Source organism: Bacillus sp. N447-1, assembly GCF_022701035.1.
GTDB lineage: Bacteria > Bacillota > Bacilli > Bacillales > Bacillaceae_G > Bacillus_A > Bacillus_A cereus.
Map to the genome: position 1 here is coordinate 1,205,022 of NZ_CP065509.1, position 18,879 is coordinate 1,223,900.

An 18,879-nucleotide genomic window follows, 5' to 3' on the forward strand; every position below is an offset into this window, starting at 1 on the left:
TATTATTTATATACGCGACACAAAAATCACATTACTTTAACTGTATGGAGCCTATATACTTTTATGCAAACAGGAAACAAAATATCATACTTTTCGTTCCTGAATAAACATATTTAATAATGCGGACATTTTATTTGCACCTTTTTATTCATATGATCACTATCATAAAAATCATCGTCACAAAATAATGGCGAATCAAATAGATCTATAATTTGAAAAGAATATTGAGTTTGAAAATCATTTATAACTTTATAAAAATCTTCTTTTAATTTCTTACTACTACAATTGAAATAATGTGAAGTAACAGGGAACACAACAATTAATGGCTTTATATCGTTTTTTAACAGTAATTCTAAATATTTCTTAAAAATCATTTTATTTTCATCTAAAGTATGAGGATACGCCAATTTAGCATGTGAAGCTGCTCTTATTTTCCCGTGTTCTTCAAAAGGAATATGAAGAGAAGTAGTATTCCATTCAGCATTTATCCAAGGCAGCGTCAATGATTCATCTTTTAGTTCGTCTAATAAAATATATTCAAAATGCACATTAAAAATAGAAAGAAGTGGTTTCGGAGTATTTAGATGTGAGAATCCATCAGTGGGTAGAGGAGAATGAACTACAGTATGATGACCATCTTGAAACAATGGATAATATACTTTGTGAATTCTATATGATTCAGATGATAACGACATATCAAAGTAAAACGAGAAATAAGCTATTCCTATTAAACAATATTGAAATGAATGATTGTTTGATAAAAGTTGTGACGCTATTAAATAATCATAGTATAGATCTTGCGATGGAAGTGTTAATTTTATTGACTTTTTTGAGAGAAGCTCCGTACTTATGCCACAATGTGGATAAGACAAACCGGTAGCAAACAATTCATACGTCGGATCACTCTTTGCTTTTTTCATAGAAATGTATAAAGACATAAGATCCGGATTTATTTGATAGATAGAAATTAATTTATCCTTCCATTCATACATGTATTTTGTTAAATTAATAATTTTTGAACTTTGCACGCCCCTATTTATCAAGTCATTTGTAAGTTTTTCTGCGTCCCCTCTCCAAATGACTATATATTGAAAAGAACTTTCTATACGAACAACATCTGAAACGTCTACAACATGAACTATTGTTTTACATTTATTTTTGTCTAACGTATTTCGAATCCTCTCCCCTGATAACTCATCAATTAAAACAATGATTTTATATTGCTCCTTCATGTACATCCCCTCCACTATATGTATAATATGAAATTCATTTTTAATTCGTAACAATCATATACACCTGCAATCTAACAAAAAAATAGCTCCACCATTAGGCGTAGCTATTTTTACAATTATTGCTTATTCAAATCATATTCCTTTATCTAACTCATAAAGTTTACGATACTTTTCATTTTCTTTCAGAAGTTGTTTATGACTACCTTGCATGACAATTTGGCCACGATCAAGGAATATAACTTCGTCTACATGTTCTATTCCTACAAGATGGTGCGTAATCCAAATAACCGTCTTTTCTTCCGTTGCAGAAAACATTGTTTCGATTAAAGACAATTCTGTTTTTGGATCTAAACCGATAGTCGGTTCATCAAGTACAATAATTGGTGTTTCTTGCATAAGAGTTCTAGCAAAAGCAACCCTTTGTCTTTCCCCACCAGAAAACCGCTTTCCCATTTCATGCATTTTTGTTTGTAATCCGTCTGGAAGAGAAGTAACATGTGAAGCTAATTGTGCTTTCTCTAAAGCTTTCCATATCTCTTCATCCGTCGCCTCCGGTTTGCCAATTCGTACATTATTTCCAATTGTCGTATCAAACAAATGCGGCTTTTGATTTAATACAGAAATATATTTAGCTAAAAGATTCGTATGAGCTCGTTCACCATTCAATACAACTTGTCCATTTACTGGGCTTAACGCCCCTGTTAACAATTTTAGTAAAGTAGATTTCCCTGTCCCACTTCTCCCTAAAATAGCAATTTTCTTCCCTGCTTTTATTTGTAATGATACATCTTTTAATACAATCTCATTACTATCTGGATAACTATACGATACGTGATTCAGTTCAATATCTACATGTTTTGGTTCAATATAATCTTTCTCTCCATGCAAATCCGTTTCATCATGTAAAACACTATCACTTTCTACGCCATTAAGACGATGGGTAGATTCTACGTACGACGGTATTCGATCGATGGCATCTGCAATAGGAATAAGCGCGTTTGTTACAGATAAAGTCATTAATACGAAAGCTGCGATAACTGTAGGAGCAATTTGTTCACTTGCCGCTTCATTCCCAGTCCATATGATCATCGAAATAACTACAATACCTACTACTAATTGAATGATACTGTCCCGAATATGATACCAGCGTTTCACTCTCTTTTCGATTTTTAACAACTGATCATTTTGTTTTACATACTCATTAATAAATTCATCTTTACGACCACTTGCTTGCCAATCAGATAATCCAAAAACAGCATCTGTCAGTTGTTGATACAAACGGTTTCTTCCTTGCTTTAAAGTAACATGATGTTTCTTCATCAAAAGTAATGATACAAACGGAAGAAGAAAAACGATAATAGCTAACATACAACCTACAATAAGTGCAAAAACAAAATCAAATGCACCGATAACAAGTACGAAGATACTATAAACAACTAGCGCTAATATGCTAGGAAATATTGTACGTAAATATAGGTTTTGCAAATGCTCTATATCTTCGGATAACACTCCTAACATATCACCCGTTTGAAATCGAGAACGGAAAAATAACGCCTGTGGTTCCACTATTCTATATAGCCTCGTTCTCATTTTTTCTAATATACGTAGTACGACATCATGTCCGACTAGACGCTCTATATAATGAAATACAGCTTGCCCTATACTAAACGCTCTTGTTGCAACAATAGGAACATATACAGCCATTACATTTTCTGGTCTAAGGGCAGATTTTGAGATCAAATAACCTGAAATAAAAAGTAACATCGCTCCTGAACTAACTCCAAGAAGACCAAGGAAAATAGTTAAAGTCATTCTACCTTTATTTTGTTTTATATAAGGTTTAACCCAGTTACTCATTTCTCTCCCCTCTCTTCCCTATGAAAATGTAATGTCTCATTCTCTAAAAGTTCTTCATACGTCCCACTTTCTTTCATTTCCCCTTTATTTAGAATAAGAATATGGTCCATTTGTTTCATCCAATGTAGACGGTGAGTTGCTAAAAATACTAACTTTCCATTAAATAGACGTAACATCGCTTGCTTTATTTCAAATTCGGTTTCAATATCAAGATGTGCCGTAGGCTCATCTAATAAAATGATTGGTTTTTTACTTAAAAGCGCACGCGCCATAGCAACACGCTGTTCTTGTCCGCCACTTAGCATACGTCCACCTTCTCCAATTCTTTCGTGTATCCCATTTGGAAGTGATGTAACGAGTGAACGAAGGCCGACTTCATTAATAACTCTTTCAACTTCTTCATCTGTTGCATTTGTTTCATAAAAACGAATATTATCCTTTAATGAAAGCGGAAAAATATAAGGTTGCTGCGGAATATAAGCAATATTTTTTTGCCAATCTTCACGAGTAGATCCATCAACTTCTACACCATTTACTAAAATCTTTCCACTCGAAGGAGATAAAAAACCTGCTAATACGTCGATTAACGTCGATTTCCCTGCACCACTTTCACCAATAACACCAATAGCACCGTTACCTTCCCAAGTAAAATTAATTCCTTCTAATATAGCCTTTTCAGATTCAGTATTATTAACTTTGATATCTTGTAATTTCAAGCTACTAGAGGCATTCCATACTATATCTTCATTTAAATCTTTCTTTTGTATTCCTTTTTGTTGTTGCAAAATCTCTTCTATTTGCTCCATCGCAATTTGTCCATCTAATGTCGCATGATAATTTGCTCCCACTTGTTTAATCGGCAGAAAATATTCCGGAGCTAAAATCAAAATTGTAAGGGCTGGTAATAGTATAATCGTTCCATCTATTAAACGTATCCCTAATCCAACTGCCACAAACGCAATTGATAAACTCGTAAAGAAATCTAATGCAAAAGAAGAAAGAAAAGCAACTCGCAAAGTACGCATCGTTGCTTTTCTATATCTTTTACTTACTTTTTCAATCTTTCCTTCGTGCTGTTCACTTTTCCCTAAATACTTTAATGTTTCTAAACCTTTTAACGTATCTACAAAATGATTCGAAAGTACACGATATATCTCATACTGACTATCTGCCATTTTTTGCGCTGCTAATCCGAGAAGAATCATAAATATGATCACGATAGGAATCGTTACAACTAAAATGATTCCAGACTCAATATCTAGCGTAAAAACATATAGTACAATTAGACCTGGAACGATACTACTTCTAATCATTTTAGGAATCGTTAATTCAATATATGTTTTAAATTTCTCAATCCCCTCAATTGATAAGGTAACCAGATGACCAGTTCCAACAGTTTGAACATACCTTGGACCTAATGTGAAATATGCCTCTATCAATTGTTTTCTTAGTAACGACCCTGTTTTTTCAGCAAAACGTTCCACTAATATTTGTGATGTTCGAACTACTATGTTACGCGCTGCAAACGCGATACCAAAATAAACAACTTCACTTAATATTGTTTGTACTGTCTCTCCATGAAATAAAAACGTAATAGCTCGTGCTAAAAAGATTGTTTGCGCAATAATACTAAAAGCTTCTAAAATACTAATAATCGTTAACGCTACATATAAAATACGGCTACCGGGATAAGACGGAAGTCCTCTTTTTCTTTTCATTAGTACTCCAAATCGTTGTCTGACTTAACAGGTTGTCTAAATACATAATAACTCCATATTTGACTTCCGATAACGAAAGGCAAAATAGCAATCGCAAAGTAAGTCATAAGTTTTAATGCATAAGCTCCTGATGCTGCGTTGTAAATTGTCAAATCATTCATTGCTCCTAAAGAGCTAATCATAACACGTGGGAACATACCGATAAATACACTCGCACTTAGTAAAATGATCGTTAAACTCGTCATAAAGAAAGCCCAACCATCTCTTCTTCTTTTATTTAATAAAGTGGACACTAATAGTGCTACAAAAGCTCCGATTGGTACCATAATCCATTCTGTTCCATGAGCAGTGAAAATGTCGGTTTTCCATAACCCCACACCAGCAAAAACAAGAAGTGTAAGTAATGAAAATGGTGCAATTTTTATTGCAGCAATTCGTGCACGTTCTCTCAATTTACCAGTTGTACGTATCGTAAGAAATTGTAATCCGTGAACAATACATAGTAGGAGAAACATTACTCCTCCAAGTAACGCAAATGGATGAAGTAATTGCAAGAATCCACCTACAACATTTTTACTCTCATCAATAGGTACACCTATCATAAAGTTTGCAATCGCAACTCCCCAAAGGATAGGAGGTAACATACTTCCAATAAACATCCCCCAATCCCATGCACTCTTCCATTTATGATTATCTATTTTCGCACGAAATTTAAAGGAAACACCTCTTAAAATTAAAGCAAGAAGCATAAATACAAATGGAATATAAAAACCACTAAATAAAGTTGCATACCAGTGCGGAAATGCCGCAAACATGGCTCCACCAGCACAAACAAGCCATACTTCATTCGCGTGCCAGAACGGTCCTATTGTATTTAAGTAAACTCGTTTTTCAAAATCATTCTTTCCTAAAAACCTCGAAACCATTCCTACACCAAAATCGAAACCTTCCAGTACGAAGAATCCAACAAACAAGATTGCAATAACTAAAAACCACAACTCATTAAGAGATAACATACTCTTCCTCCTTATCAAATGGATCATGGCTTTGATAATCCTTTTTCGTTTTCTTATTCGTGTGGCCCTTAATGGTACGAACGAATAAGTACACACAAATTCCACCCATAATTAAATACATTGATGTGAATGAAATAAGTGAGAATAATACTTCACCGAATGTTACATTTGGTGATACAGCATCTTCTGTTTTCATTACACCAAATACTACCCAAGGTTGACGACCCATTTCAGTCATAATCCACCCTACTGTATTACCGATGAATGGAAGAGAAATTGCATACACCATTAATTTTAAATACCACGTTTTTTCAGCTAAACGATCTTTTCTTGATAAGAACCATCCGTAAGCTCCTAGAAGAAGCATGAATGTTCCACTCATTACCATCGCTCTAAAACTCCAAAACATTGTATGCACTGGAGGAATATAATCTCCAGGTCCATATTTTTCCTCATATTGTTTTTGAATTTGATTCATCCCTTCAACTTGACCGCTAAACTTATCATACGATAATAGACTTAGCATATAAGGGATTTGAATTTCAAACGAATTTTCTTTCTTCTCCGTATCAATTTTCGAAAATACTGTAAATGGTGCTGGATCCTCACTTGTATTCCATAGCGCTTCAGCTGCCGCCATCTTCATTGGATGTGTCTTAATTAATTGTTGCGCTTGTGCATGACCAAAGAATAATACAAGCGCCGTTGTAATTGTTCCAACAATGATAGAAATTCGGAAAGATTTTTTAAATACTACAGTTTCTTGTCCTTTTGTAATTTTCCATGCACTTACACCAGCAATAAAGAATGCACCTGTTGCAATTGCCGCTGTAATTGTATGCGGGAATTGTACCCATAGTTGTGGGTTTTGAATAATGGCTAAGAAATCATTCATTTGCGCACGACCATCAGCTGCCATTTCATACCCGACAGGTGACTGCATAAATGCACTTGCAGTTAAAATCCAGAATGCTGATAACATCGTTCCAATTGAAAGGAGCCAAATACACATTAAGTGAATTCGCTTCGGTAATTTGTCCTCACCGAATACCCATAAACCTAGGAATGTAGACTCAATGAAAAATGCCAGTAATCCTTCAATTGCAAGCGAGGGACCAAATACATCACCTACAAAACGTGAATACGTTGACCAGTTCATACCAAACTGAAATTCTTGTAAAATACCTGTTACTACACCTACTGCAAAGTTAATAAGGAATAATTGCGTCCAAAACTTTGCCATCTTCTTATATACCTCTTGCCCCTTTACCACATACAACGTCTGCATGATTGCAATAATAAAAGCTAAACCAATTGACAGCGGAACAAAAAAGTAATGGAAAATCGTTGTTGATGCGAACTGTATTCGTGCCAATTCGAGCGTTTCCATACTAAAATCACTTCCTTCATAGTTTTTATAATAAAAGTTAATTGAGCAATCTTATCAAACTCAATTATTAAGAAATACGAAAAGACAAAAACATTTTGTATGTATTGTCGAAAAATATGAAGTTTCAGTTTTTCAAACTATTGTAATGCTATTTTTTACCTTTTCACTATTTCTGTAGTGTTTTATTCGTTAATCGAATTGTATAATATACCTGCATAGTAAATTCAGGTTATTTTTGACGTATTATTGACATCATTTTGTCTGAAATATGTCTTTTGTCATTTTTTGAATCAGATTTTTCTCATTAGTAAAATGTGTTTTTCAATATACTTCTTACTTTTATATCTATAAAACAATCGTTTTTTCTTCATACGCTTGACTTTTACTCGGAAAAATGTCCTCGAAAGCACCCACGATAAATGCTTATTTTTTGTCAAGAGAAAAATGTATTTTCAAAATTCAAACTCGAAATAATGTTATTCAAAAATAGAAAACAACTTCCCTCTTCCTCGACTAAAAGTTCATTTTTTTGTCATTTTTCCAGAACAAATAAAAAAACTGAGAGTCGATTAAACTCTCAGTTTTTTTATTTATTTTGCTGTATGTTTTCTAACGGCTGGTAAAATTTCAGTAGCAATTAATTCAATATTTTTCTCAATTTTATCAAATGGTACACCGCCAAAATCAATTTGTGCCATAAAGCGTTGTTGGCCAAACAATTCATATTGGTAAAGCATTTTCTCAATGATTTGTTGTGGGCTACCAACCATTAAAGCATCACGGTAATCTATTGCATTTGTAAATTGCTGTTTCGGATACCCATCACCGCGCAGTGTAAGCATACCAGCATTAATGTGAGGGTAATATTCACTAAGTGCATCTTGTGAATTTTTTGCCGTATAAAATAAACTCGTTGTCGCAACTGGTAAACTAGCTGGATCAAATCCGCTTTGCTGAGCAGCCTCGCGGTAAGCATCTACTGACACTTTAAAGTTAATTGCTGGACCACCAAGTGTTGTTATCATCATTGGCACACCTGCACGTCCTGCTTTAATTGCACTAGCTGGTGGACCTCCAACTGCACGCCAAATTGGTAAGTTATTATTTTTCGCTCTTGGAATAACCGATGCATGTGCGAGCGGTGCTCTGAACTGTCCATTCCATGTTACATGTTCCTCGTTATTAATTTTTAATAAAAGATCCATCTTCTCTTCAAATAATTCTTCATAATCATTCACGTCATAACCAAGTAAACTATATCCTCCAATACGAGATCCACGACCAGCCACAATTTCTGCACGTCCATTAGAAATCAAGTCAATGGTAGCGAAATCCTCATATACTCGAACTGGATCAGATGTACTTAATATCGTTGCGGAACTTGCAATTTTTATATTTTTCGTAGCTTGCGCGACCGCACCTAAAATAACTGTATGAGCTTGCGTTGTAAAATGTGTTTGGTGACTTTCGCCGACAGCAAACACATCAAGCCCTGCCTCATCTGCTAACTTAGCTGTTTCAATTAGTTCGTGAATTCTTTTCTCTGGCGTAATTTTGTCCCCATTATGTGGATTTAAAACATGATCACCAATTGAATATAATCCAAACTCAATTCCTTTTCTTGTATCTATACGGTATTTTTCCATAGTTACTCTCCCCTTTAATAAAGTAGTATTAGTTTTTTTCTAAAAACGTTGGTAAGTCAAGTTTATCTCCGTATTACCTACACCATCACTTGATTAGTCAATTGATAGTGTAAAAAAAAATTACTCTTGCGGTAATTCTTTTTTTTCGCTATGCTTATGAACTTTCGTCATCAGCTCGTATAATATTTTCTGCTCTTCTTCATTTAATACATCATCAAAAAACGAAGATTGAAATGCAAGTTGTTCTGGCAATGCTCTCTCTAAAGCTGCTTCTCCTTGCTCTGTAAGACTAATTGTTTTCGTTTTCCAATCTTGTTTTCGTACAATATATCCTTCTTTTTCAAGACGAGTTAACATTCGAGAAATGCCACCTTGTGTAACAGTTACCTTTTCAGCTAACTCCATTTGTGTTAGTGGTTGATACGTACGTATTTGCAAAAGCACATCAAATTGAGCTGTCGTTAAATCAAAACGTTTTAAAAACTCATTTGACAATTGATTACTTTGGTTCGTAAATCGTATTAAACGTAACCATATTAATGATCCTATCGTATTATCACGCATGTTTGATCACTTCCTATCGTGAATCTTACTATCACTTTACCACTCAAGTGATAGTAATGCAAGAGAAAATCACATTTTTTATATAACTCAACTTACTTTTACTTAACTAAAGGCATCACTCGTGTAGTATTAGTTCTACTTGCCATTCTCTACATCTTCATAAAAAAAGGATTAAGCTCCAACGCCAATCCTTATCATGCATTTATTTTTTGTTTTCAAAACCGTATGTTTGAAATTCACACCATCTAATCTATTATTTTCTTTTATCGTAGCGTAAATTCATTTGAGCATACCGTCTTCATGTAAAACCTGTATAAGTTTGCATAAAAAACCCTTGTTTACACCAATTGGGCTTTTACAGGATATATCATTTAAGTTCTACCTTTACTTCCTCTTTAGACATAACATCAGGTCTATAAATTAATTCAAGATTAGAATCACCTTTTTTCGCTTCAAACGTTATGGCTCCTGTTATCTTACCGTTTGGATCTACATCTTTAATTTTAAAAACGTTTTTATTACTAGTTGAAAATGTATGGTCCACGATACTTCCATCTCCTCTTTCAAGGTAAAAATCTAATGGATTAATTCTAACTTTTTGATTACCAATATTCTCTACTGTAACATGAACAATAACAAACTCATTACCTTTTTCCAGCTTATCATATTCTGCCACTTGTGCTATTTGTACTTTATGGACTGTTAATTTTTGATTTCTAATTTGAGTAGTTTTTTCAACATTATATTCTCTTGTATCTTCATTCTTCGTATTTTCTTTTTTGGCACTACTTTGCTCTTCCTTCTTATTATTTGATACAGTTTTAGCTACTTCTTTCTTCTCATCACATGCCGATAAACTGAAAGCTAACGTCCCTGCTAAAGTGACTGTTGCGATTTTTTTAAACATAAATTCCCTTCCCCCAATGTAAAAATGATAAAAATCCTCAAAAACTATATATTATACTAACAGATAAATGAACAGCATATTGTCGTTATGTGTCGAATGTAATAAGGCTATGTATAAGTATGAAGTCTTACTTTGCTTCATCTCTCAACTGTTCGACATATGATAAAATTTTAACAATAAGACATCCACCTTACTTACGAACTCTTTATTCCCATAACTATGTGTATCATAAATTTTTAAATAAGAAAAAATTAAAATAAAATGATAAAATTAAACAAATCACTAATGTAAAGGTGGGCAGAACATGCATATTTCTAAACAATTTATAAAACCATTCCCTGAATATGAAGACATATTTTATGATGATTTAGAACAACATAAAAAGCACTTTTTACCCATTTGTTCTATAAACTTACAATGTATTGAACCAGAATTGGACGAATGGGTACATATTGTGTCAGCAAAAGAAATCCATGATGGTTGCGTGGGTGATTTCACCAAACCATTTCACACAAATTTTACGAAAGCAGATACATTAGGATTCGATGTCATTAATGGAAAATATAAATTTGAAGCGGATTGGAATTATTTCGAAATCGAACAAAATAATTCTGACATAATAGAACAAGCCTATGAGAGTAATAAAAGAGATTATCAAATCCGTAAAGAGTATTTTCAACGTAATCAAAAAATTTATCCTTATTCTAGCTTAGGAAAAGAAATAACATCTGTAGAAGTATTAGAACAAGAGTTTGTTGAAAAACAAACAAATGGCTGGGGATTAAATTATCCTGTGGTAAATGGTATCCTAGATGATGTTCGTTTTATGACAGAAGAAGGTGAAGAATTATTAGAAGACTGCGATAACGAAGACGAAATTTTTGACTTTACGAATCTTCTATATGTACCAAAAGATGAATATGGACATCCCTTTACATATGTTGGATTTGTTACAGGATATTATTTTCAAGCTTATGGTGCCGATCGTATTTACTTATTCTTTAATAAAGAATTAAGAAAAGCAGTAATTTGTTTTGAATATACATAAGATAATTAAGAAAAGTCCATTTTGAACATTATTACTTGAATCAAAATGGATTTTTATAAATAATTTATTTCTATTTCAATTCCGCATCTACTGTGAAATGTGTAAAACCTCATATAATGTAATATCCTCTATCTCTTCAATTTCAGGCTTTACTTCATAAAATTCAAACTGACTATATCCCCACTTATCTGGGTTATACACTATTACATTCCTTTACAATTTTCTGTATTCTGGACATTCTTATTAAAAAGTTAAATTGAGTTTCAATCAATGAATTCTTTTGAGAAATACTCCCACGTATTCAACAACATACTTACATTTCTTAAAATCATCACTTAGATTAACAACTAATGGAACACCTATATGTATTTGTTGCCAACCAAACGATTGTAAAATATTATCGTAATACCCTTCAAAGATAAATTTATTCATCCCTTCATGCCCATTCCAAATATATAAAGGTGCATAGCAGTTATAAAAATTCCCGTCTTTCTCCGTTTCCGTAATTAAATAAGCTTTAAAATTTAGTGCTTGGAAACCATCAGTTTTATAACCATTATCCTTTACCCTTTTCTTAATAATTTCCATGTCATAATCCTTTGGCAAAATGACCTTATATTGCATTCCAATCATGTTTATCACTCGCTTTCAATCTTATATACATTATGATAAATCGATAAGTAGCTAACGTAAAATAGGTATAAATTATGTTTGGTATCATTTATAATGATAGTGCATAAGGGGCTGAGATACATGGAAATAAATGACCTTATTATATTCAAAACTGTAGCCAGTGAGGGCTCTATTAGTAAAGCTGCTAAAGAGTTAGGTTATGTTCAACCGAACGTAACTGAAAGAATCAAAAAATTAGAACAAGAATTAGAAACACCCTTACTACATAGAGATAACAAAGGCGTTTCCTTATTACCTTCTGGTGACATTTTATTAGATTACACGAATCAAATATTAACTCTATTAGAAGAAGCGAAAGATAAAATTAAAACAAGTGGGTCTTCTTATATAATCGCGACGTCACAATCGATTTTGACTAATTATTTAAGTAAGCGTATTAAAGAAAATTTCATGAATTATCAAATATATGTAGAAAATAGTAGTCATTTGCCAAAATTACTGCAGCAACAAAAAGTTGATATGGTCATCACTTATGAGGATGATTCTGGTGCAGGTTTTAAAAAAGTATTTACTACTTCAATTTCTATAGGCTTACTAAAAGATCAAGAAAAATGTATCATTGACTATTCAAAGGAACTCTTCTTCGTTAGCAATGACAAAAAGTGCCCTTTTAGAAATAAGACGATACAATTTCTAAAAGAAAATAATTTATCTCAGCGTCAACTTCAACAATTAGATTCTTATTCGCTTATGGAAGAGTTTATTCAGGACGGAAAAGGGATAGCCTTTTTGCCGATTAAAAATGATAAATTGGTACCAATTGAAGATGTTCCAGTTGAAAAATTAGCTGTTCATTTTTTTACAAATCAAAACTCTTTCAAACAAATCCCTGATGAACTATTCGGTTAATAAAAAATCCCTCCTTTATGAATCTAAAAGAGGGATTTTCATATTCTATACAATTGATTTTTCACACATTTTGCTCCACTTCTGCACTTTTCTCCTTCTTATTCCGCTTCATATTCTTCAGTCCCTTAACCGTGCCAACTAATCCTTTCGGGAAAACTAGCAATACGATAATGTACAATAAACCAAGAATAATCGTCCATCGTTCAAAGATCGGATACTCTGTAGCTAGTTCTGATAAATAATATTTTAGAGATTCAATAATTCCAGCTCCTGCAATTGCTCCAATTAACGTTCCAACCCCACCAATCATCGTCATCAATAATGCATTTAATGTCATTTCAATTGAAAATACAGTCGTATTAACAAAACGCAATGTGATAACAAATAAACCACCGCTAATCGCAGCTACTACTCCTGCAACAATGCTAGCAATAATTTTATAATGAAGCACTTTATATCCTAGTGCTTCAACACGTTGCTCATTTTGGGAAATTGCCTTTAATACTTTTCCAATAGAAGATTTGGTGAAAAGACGTAACAGAACAAAAATGATAAGTAAACATATAAGTGTTACATAATAAAACGTAAAACGATCACGGAATACGTCTGGTACACCAAATGTAAAACCATCTCCTCCGTGAGTAAGCCCACGCCATTTTTCAGCAAGTACAAAAAATAGCTGTGAAATAGCAAGTGTTAACATTGCATAAAAATGACTTTTCAATCGTAAAGAAAGCAAACCAATTATATAACTAACGATTGCTGAAACGATAATTGCAGCTACTATTCCAATTAAAAAGTTCGTTATTGATACGCCTTGTCGATCAAATAAAAGCGCTACCCCATATGCTCCTATCCCAAAGAACATACAATGACCGAACGATACAATTCCTGTATACCCAAGCAATACATCAAAACTCATTGCAAAAATAGCAAAGATGAAGATTTGAGTGAACAAAATTAACAGGCTCCGTGAATCATTTACGAACGGAAATACACTTAAACAAATGAGCATACATACTCCGAAGTATACTTTAATTCGGTCCGATGTGTTGTTCACCATTTCACCCCTTTTCACCAACAAGTCCAGTTGGCTTCACTATTAAGAAAAATAGTAACATTAACATATTAATTGCAAGTGATAAATCTGGTATAAAATACGCTGTAAAAGCACCAGCTAATCCGACAATTAAAGAAGCAATAGCTGAACCTTGAACGCTTCCTAATCCACCGATAATTACTACTATAAAAGCTAAAATTGCATACTGCATGCCCATCTCGGCGAAAATAACGCCCGAATACGGCGCTAATAAGAATCCTCCCAAAGCTGCCATCCCTGCCCCTAATAAAAAGACGAAAGAAAATATCGCTTTTACATTAATACCAAGCGCTTGAACCATTTCTTTATCCATTACACCTGCACGGATCATAAGACCTATCTTCGTCTTTTTGAGTAATAGTAGTAGTGCAATGTAAATAATTATCCCAACCAAAATAACAAATAGACGATATTTAATTAATATAATACCTCCGAATGTAAAACTTCCTTGTAACCATAACGGTAATTTTGCACTAATAGGGTTTGGCCCCCAAAATATTTTAATACACTCACTAAGAACGAGCATTCCTCCAAGCGTAACGAGCAGCTGTCGAACATGATTTCCATATACCGGCCTAATAAGAAACCTTTCTAAAATAAATCCTAGGAACATTCCCATGGCTACTGCTCCAACTAAAGCTAATATATAACTTCCTGTCATATTAAATAACCAAACACCTGTAAATGCTCCCCATGCAAACAAACCACCGTGTGCAAAGTTTAAAACGCTCATTAAACCAAAAATAAGTGAAAGACCTGATGCTAACAAAAAAATGAGCATCCCTGTTGAAATCCCATTTACAAATAAATTGATTAACACATCCATCCTTTTCACCTCGGATTCATGTTAAGAGATTCCTAAATATTTATGACACATTTCCTTATCCTTTTTTAATTCATTCATAAAACCGTTATGAACAATTCGTCCGTTATCCATAATGTAAAAATAATCGCCAATTTGACTGGCCATCATAAAATTTTGCTCAACAAGTAAAACTGTTGTTTTCTCTTTCATCTTCAAAATAGCTACCATTAATTTCTCCACCATTATCGGGGATAGCCCTTTGCTCGGTTCATCAATAAGTAATAATCCATCACTATTAATAAACGCTCTTGAAATAGCCAACATTTGCTTTTGCCCTCCGCTCAAGAGCCCACTTTTCTTATTCCAAAACTGCTTTAAATCCGGAAATAGTTCCAGCATCCACTCTATTTTCCCTTCTACTTCCTCACCTTTTCCCCTAGCAAGAGCGAAAGTTTCTTCTACTGTCAAATCATGAAAAATACCTTGATTTTCTGGTACATACCCTATTCCTTTTCTTGAAATTAAATGTGTAGGTAATCCACTCACTTTTGCACTATCATAATAAATTTCACCATCTGCAATGCGGTGAAACCCCATCACTGAACGTAATGTCGTTGTTTTCCCTGCCCCATTTCTACCAAACAGTACAGTAATCGTCCCTTTCTCAACAGCAAGAGATACTCCTTGCAAAATATGAAACTGATCTAAATACGTTTCTATATTATTCACTTGTAATAGTGCCACTATATAATCCCCCTAAATAAGCACTTTGTACACGCTCATCTTTCATAATTTCTTCTGGCAATCCTTCAGCCAATAACTCTCCATGAAATAAAACGATAAGATGATCTGACAAACCTAGTATCATATCCATTTTGTGTTCGATAAGTACAATTGTGCTCTCTGGATGTTTCTTAATATTTTCAATCACTTGTAATATAGCAGGGACTTCCTCAACCGAAATACCTGCCGTCGGCTCATCAAGTAATAACACATCCGTTTTTAAAGCTAATAACATCGCAAGTTCTAGCTTCCTTTTCTCTCCATGTGCCAAATCTTTCGCTAATACGTTCTCTTTTTCATGAAGTAATACTGTTTTTAAGAAACGTCTCGCCTCTCCAACTTGTTGCTTTAATTTTGCTGAACTCGGGAAAAAACTATAGTAATCTTGTACGAATGATTGAACACTTAAACGGACATTTTCAAGTACCGTTAATTCTGGGAATATGTTTGTAAGCTGAAAAGAGCGACCGATTCCTAAGCGTGTTCGATCTGAAATCGATAGTTTTGTAATATCTTGCCCTTTAAAATACACTTCACCTGTTGTGGGTGAAATCTGTCCACTTAGTAAATTAAATAACGTTGTCTTCCCCGCACCATTTGGCCCAATAATAGAAATGAGCTTTCCTTTTTGGACAGTTAAATTTACATCTTTAATAACTTGATGTTCACCAAAAGATACACTAAGATTTTTCGTCTCTAGCAAATGTGTCACGAAATCCCTCCCTTTAAAGCCGTGAGTATGAAAGAAATATGTATAAAGAGAGTCCCCCCTCTTTATACAAAAACAACAGAAAATTCAGTCTATTTATTTTGAACTGGTGGTTCTGTTTCTTTCATCGTTAATTCTCGCTCTAACACTGGCACCGGATAATCAACACCGTCTTGCTTTTTCAATGTGATAGAATACAGTGTCTGCATCGCTTGGTGGTCCTTCTCTCTAAACTTCATCTTTCCTTTCGGTGTATCAAATTCCATTCCTTCCATTTTCTTAATCAAGGTATCTACATCTGTATCACCTTTTGTTTTCTTTAAGGCTTCTACAATAGAAATTGCTGCTGACATTCCTCCTGCTGTAAACAAATCTGGCACTGCACCATTAAAACGTTTTTTATGCTCTTCAACTAGCCAATCATTCACTTTATTTTTTGGAAGTGTGTGATAATATACAGAAAAACCTTGCATACCTACTAATGCATCCATTGTTTTTAATGCTGGTATATCTGGCGCACCTGTAGAAATTTTAATACCTTGCGCTTCCACATTCATATCTTTCAACTGTTTCCAAGGTGAATTTGCCCCTGCCCAAACGATAAATAAATAATCTGGTTTTGAACTAATGATATTTTGAATATTCGCTGTAAAATCTGTTGAATTTGTATCCGCGTATTGCTCATTCACAATGTTCGCACCTAATTTTTTCGCACCCGCTTTAAATGCAGCAATCCCTTCACGACCAAAAGCGTTATCTGGGGCAAATGTTGCAATCTTTACATCTTTTTTCGCAATTGCTGCTGCTCCTGCAATCGCATCTTGTGAGGAACTTCTTCCAGTTCTAAAAATATATTTATTCCAGTTCTTCCCGGTAATACTATCCGCAACTGCCGGTTCTACAACCATAATCTTTTCATATTCTTCAGCCAGTGGTAAAACCGCTAACGTATCACTTGAACTAGACGATCCAACTAAAAAATCAACTTTCTCTTCTTCTAATAACTTCGTAGCTTTTTTAACTGCTACATCCGCTTTCGTTTCTGTATCTTCTACAACAAACTTAATCTTTTTCCCATCTACTTTCCCAGTTCCACCAGTTGCATAATCTAACCCTAATTCAAATCCGTTCACTGTTTGTTTTCCATACGATTCTAGCGGTCCTGTTAAAGAAGCAAGGACTCCTACCTTAATCGTTTTTTCATCCTCTGTACTTGTTTTCTTTCCTGAACAAGCTGCCGTTATTAATAACGAACCTAAAACACAACCAGTAAACATTGTTTTTAGCCACTTACGTTTTTTCATCGACATTGTGATCCTCCCCATACTTTACTTTCTGATAGAATCAAACACGCCAAAATCCCCTGTCCGTAATCATGACTAACTAATTCGATAGATAATGGAAAACTCTTGTAGTACCCTCTACATTCGGCACAAATATATAATCACCTTCCTATGTAATGGAAACGGACATACAATCAATATATATTCTGCAATCCAATTGAAAATACTGTTTCATTTCAGTAATGACCATACAAAAAGACTAACTTATTTTTAAGTTAGTCTTTTCCCCTTAATTAGAGTTAAGTTCTACTTTCTCTAACCCTTCAGCCAATTGTTTCTTATCTAGTCCTTCTCCTATTACTACTAAGTTTGTCGGGAAACCGAAGTCTTGTTCTAATAAAGTTGGTACTCCGAACGAATATTGGAATAGGTGAGGGTATTTATCTCCATGGAATTTCACAAAACCTTTCACTCGATAAATACTATCTGGTAAATTCGAAAGCCATTCATATAATTTGTCTTGATCAATCGGTTTCGTAAATTGATATGTCATTGTTTGTATATGTAAATGCTGTTTGACATGTAGTGTCTCGTGTTCCTCATCATTTGGAAATTCTGCTTCTTCTATATCTTTTAAAGATATATTACAATACTTTGTCTCATACATTTTCGCATGATCATTTATTGCCTTTACTTCTTCAAATACTGTATTCTTATCTTCATCTGTTAGTAAATCTGCTTTATTAACAAGAATGTGACTACCAAATTTCAGTTGCTCATGCAATAGCTGTTGTACATTTGCACTTAATATACTTCGATTTAACCACCTTACTGCATCTAAAACGACTACAATTGATTTCACTTCCAGAAAAGGAGCTAAAATTGGCGAGACACACGCGTCTAACACTTCAATTGGATGCGCAACACCTGTCGTTTCTATATAAATTACATCTGGTCTTTCTTGTTGGTATAACGAATGTAATTGTATTTCAAGCTCTTCTTTTAACGTACAACAAATACATCCTTTAAGAAGTTCTCTTAAAACATTCTCTTTTCCAATAATATCTGTATCTACTGAGTATTCACCAATTTCATTCATTAATACTGCAACTTTTCTATTCTTCTTTTCTCTGCTAACAATAAATTTTGTAATAATGTTGATTTTCCACTACCTAAAAAACCACCTAATATATGAATCTCCACTTTATTCATTCAACCGACCATCCATTTCTTTACTTCAAATGTATTCAAAGCGTAATAATTACGATTTATATTTATCA

14 protein-coding genes and 3 pseudogenes are annotated in these 18,879 nt (G+C 33.8%); 2 read left to right on the forward strand and 15 right to left on the reverse strand.

All coding sequences use genetic code 11. The features are described 5' to 3' along the window. Window positions 1–84: 84 nt before the first annotated feature. The 8 genes and pseudogenes from IQ781_RS06015 to IQ781_RS06050 all read right to left on the reverse strand — a co-directional run bounded on the left by IQ781_RS06015 (window position 85) and on the right by IQ781_RS06050 (window position 10,330). Window positions 85–1,232: pseudogene (locus IQ781_RS06015) on the reverse strand (hypothetical protein). Window positions 1,233–1,364: 132 nt separating this feature from the next. After that, on the reverse strand, window positions 1,365–3,089 hold the full coding sequence (gene cydC, locus IQ781_RS06020) for a thiol reductant ABC exporter subunit CydC (RefSeq protein ID WP_000073643.1): 1,725 nt from the start codon (window positions 3,087–3,089) through the stop codon (window positions 1,365–1,367). Beyond that, entirely contained in the window at window positions 3,086–4,807 is a 1,722-nt protein-coding gene (gene cydD, locus IQ781_RS06025; protein WP_000824035.1) for a thiol reductant ABC exporter subunit CydD, read from the reverse strand. Before cydD ends, cydC begins: the two co-directional genes overlap by 4 nt. Beyond that, window positions 4,807–5,823, reverse strand: coding sequence for a cytochrome d ubiquinol oxidase subunit II (cydB, locus tag IQ781_RS06030; protein ID WP_139846985.1), 1,017 nt, complete (start codon window positions 5,821–5,823; stop codon window positions 4,807–4,809). The genes cydD and cydB overlap by 1 nt, the downstream gene beginning before the upstream one ends. Continuing rightward, window positions 5,810–7,213, reverse strand: coding sequence for a cytochrome ubiquinol oxidase subunit I (gene cydA / locus IQ781_RS06035; protein WP_000448870.1), 1,404 nt, complete (start codon window positions 7,211–7,213; stop codon window positions 5,810–5,812). The genes cydB and cydA overlap by 14 nt, the downstream gene beginning before the upstream one ends. 590 nt (window positions 7,214–7,803) lie before the next feature. Then, entirely contained in the window at window positions 7,804–8,859 is a 1,056-nt protein-coding gene (locus tag IQ781_RS06040; protein WP_000417543.1) for an LLM class flavin-dependent oxidoreductase, read from the reverse strand. 120 nt (window positions 8,860–8,979) lie between these two features. Next, window positions 8,980–9,423, reverse strand: coding sequence for a MarR family winged helix-turn-helix transcriptional regulator (locus tag IQ781_RS06045; protein ID WP_001205510.1), 444 nt, complete (start codon window positions 9,421–9,423; stop codon window positions 8,980–8,982). Window positions 9,424–9,790: 367 nt separating this feature from the next. Next, window positions 9,791–10,330, reverse strand: a complete 540-nt coding sequence (locus IQ781_RS06050) for a DUF4352 domain-containing protein (RefSeq protein WP_000473156.1) — start codon at window positions 10,328–10,330, stop codon at window positions 9,791–9,793. Between the two features lie 304 nt (window positions 10,331–10,634). Here IQ781_RS06050 and IQ781_RS06055 point away from each other — a divergent pair, with 304 nt between their 5' ends. Then, the gene (locus IQ781_RS06055; protein ID WP_000548215.1) at window positions 10,635–11,378 is read left to right on the forward strand and encodes a hypothetical protein; all 744 of its coding nucleotides are present in this window, start codon (window positions 10,635–10,637) and stop codon (window positions 11,376–11,378) included. Between the two features lie 87 nt (window positions 11,379–11,465). Here IQ781_RS06055 and IQ781_RS06060 read toward each other — a convergent pair. Then, window positions 11,466–12,011: pseudogene (locus tag IQ781_RS06060) on the reverse strand (DUF4865 family protein). Between the two features lie 120 nt (window positions 12,012–12,131). Here IQ781_RS06060 and IQ781_RS06065 point away from each other — a divergent pair. After that, window positions 12,132–12,920: a LysR family transcriptional regulator gene (locus IQ781_RS06065; RefSeq protein ID WP_000405005.1), complete on the forward strand. Its 789-nt coding sequence runs from the start codon at window positions 12,132–12,134 to the stop codon at window positions 12,918–12,920. 61 nt (window positions 12,921–12,981) lie between these two features. Here IQ781_RS06065 and IQ781_RS06070 read toward each other — a convergent pair whose 3' ends face one another. The 6 genes and pseudogenes from IQ781_RS06070 to IQ781_RS06095 all read right to left on the reverse strand — a co-directional run bounded on the left by IQ781_RS06070 (window position 12,982) and on the right by IQ781_RS06095 (window position 18,811). Continuing rightward, window positions 12,982–13,935: a branched-chain amino acid ABC transporter permease gene (locus IQ781_RS06070; RefSeq protein ID WP_002040965.1), complete on the reverse strand. Its 954-nt coding sequence runs from the start codon at window positions 13,933–13,935 to the stop codon at window positions 12,982–12,984. A gap of 49 nt (window positions 13,936–13,984) precedes the next feature. Beyond that, window positions 13,985–14,845 (reverse strand): branched-chain amino acid ABC transporter permease, encoded by an 861-nt coding sequence (locus IQ781_RS06075; protein ID WP_074047774.1) that lies wholly within the window; start codon window positions 14,843–14,845, stop codon window positions 13,985–13,987. A gap of 21 nt (window positions 14,846–14,866) precedes the next feature. Further along, complete coding sequence (locus tag IQ781_RS06080) at window positions 14,867–15,568, reverse strand: ABC transporter ATP-binding protein (protein WP_001196696.1); 702 nt, start codon at window positions 15,566–15,568, stop codon at window positions 14,867–14,869. After that, window positions 15,546–16,319, reverse strand: coding sequence for an ABC transporter ATP-binding protein (locus tag IQ781_RS06085; RefSeq protein ID WP_000149338.1), 774 nt, complete (start codon window positions 16,317–16,319; stop codon window positions 15,546–15,548). The genes IQ781_RS06080 and IQ781_RS06085 overlap by 23 nt, the downstream gene beginning before the upstream one ends. A gap of 89 nt (window positions 16,320–16,408) precedes the next feature. Beyond that, window positions 16,409–17,626: a substrate-binding domain-containing protein gene (locus IQ781_RS06090; RefSeq protein ID WP_000061996.1), complete on the reverse strand. Its 1,218-nt coding sequence runs from the start codon at window positions 17,624–17,626 to the stop codon at window positions 16,409–16,411. A 262-nt stretch (window positions 17,627–17,888) separates the two neighbouring features. Further along, window positions 17,889–18,811: pseudogene (locus tag IQ781_RS06095) on the reverse strand (CobW family GTP-binding protein). Window positions 18,812–18,879: the final 68 nt, after the last annotated feature.

Coding starts and splice junctions, on each gene's coding strand:
- IQ781_RS06070 (WP_002040965.1), bottom strand. CDS start 13,935: ATGCTCATTTGTTTAAGTGTATTTCCGTTCGTAAATGATTCACGGAGC.
- IQ781_RS06045 (WP_001205510.1), bottom strand. CDS start 9,423: ATGCGTGATAATACGATAGGATCATTAATATGGTTACGTTTAATACGA.
- IQ781_RS06055 (WP_000548215.1), top strand. CDS start 10,635: ATGCATATTTCTAAACAATTTATAAAACCATTCCCTGAATATGAAGAC.
- cydB (WP_139846985.1), bottom strand. CDS start 5,823: ATGTTATCTCTTAATGAGTTGTGGTTTTTAGTTATTGCAATCTTGTTT.
- IQ781_RS06065 (WP_000405005.1), top strand. CDS start 12,132: ATGGAAATAAATGACCTTATTATATTCAAAACTGTAGCCAGTGAGGGC.
- cydA (WP_000448870.1), bottom strand. CDS start 7,213: ATGGAAACGCTCGAATTGGCACGAATACAGTTCGCATCAACAACGATT.
- IQ781_RS06075 (WP_074047774.1), bottom strand. CDS start 14,845: ATGGATGTGTTAATCAATTTATTTGTAAATGGGATTTCAACAGGGATG.
- cydC (WP_000073643.1), bottom strand. CDS start 3,089: ATGAGTAACTGGGTTAAACCTTATATAAAACAAAATAAAGGTAGAATG.
- cydD (WP_000824035.1), bottom strand. CDS start 4,807: ATGAAAAGAAAAAGAGGACTTCCGTCTTATCCCGGTAGCCGTATTTTA.
- IQ781_RS06050 (WP_000473156.1), bottom strand. CDS start 10,330: ATGTTTAAAAAAATCGCAACAGTCACTTTAGCAGGGACGTTAGCTTTC.
- IQ781_RS06090 (WP_000061996.1), bottom strand. CDS start 17,626: ATGTCGATGAAAAAACGTAAGTGGCTAAAAACAATGTTTACTGGTTGT.
- IQ781_RS06040 (WP_000417543.1), bottom strand. CDS start 8,859: ATGGAAAAATACCGTATAGATACAAGAAAAGGAATTGAGTTTGGATTA.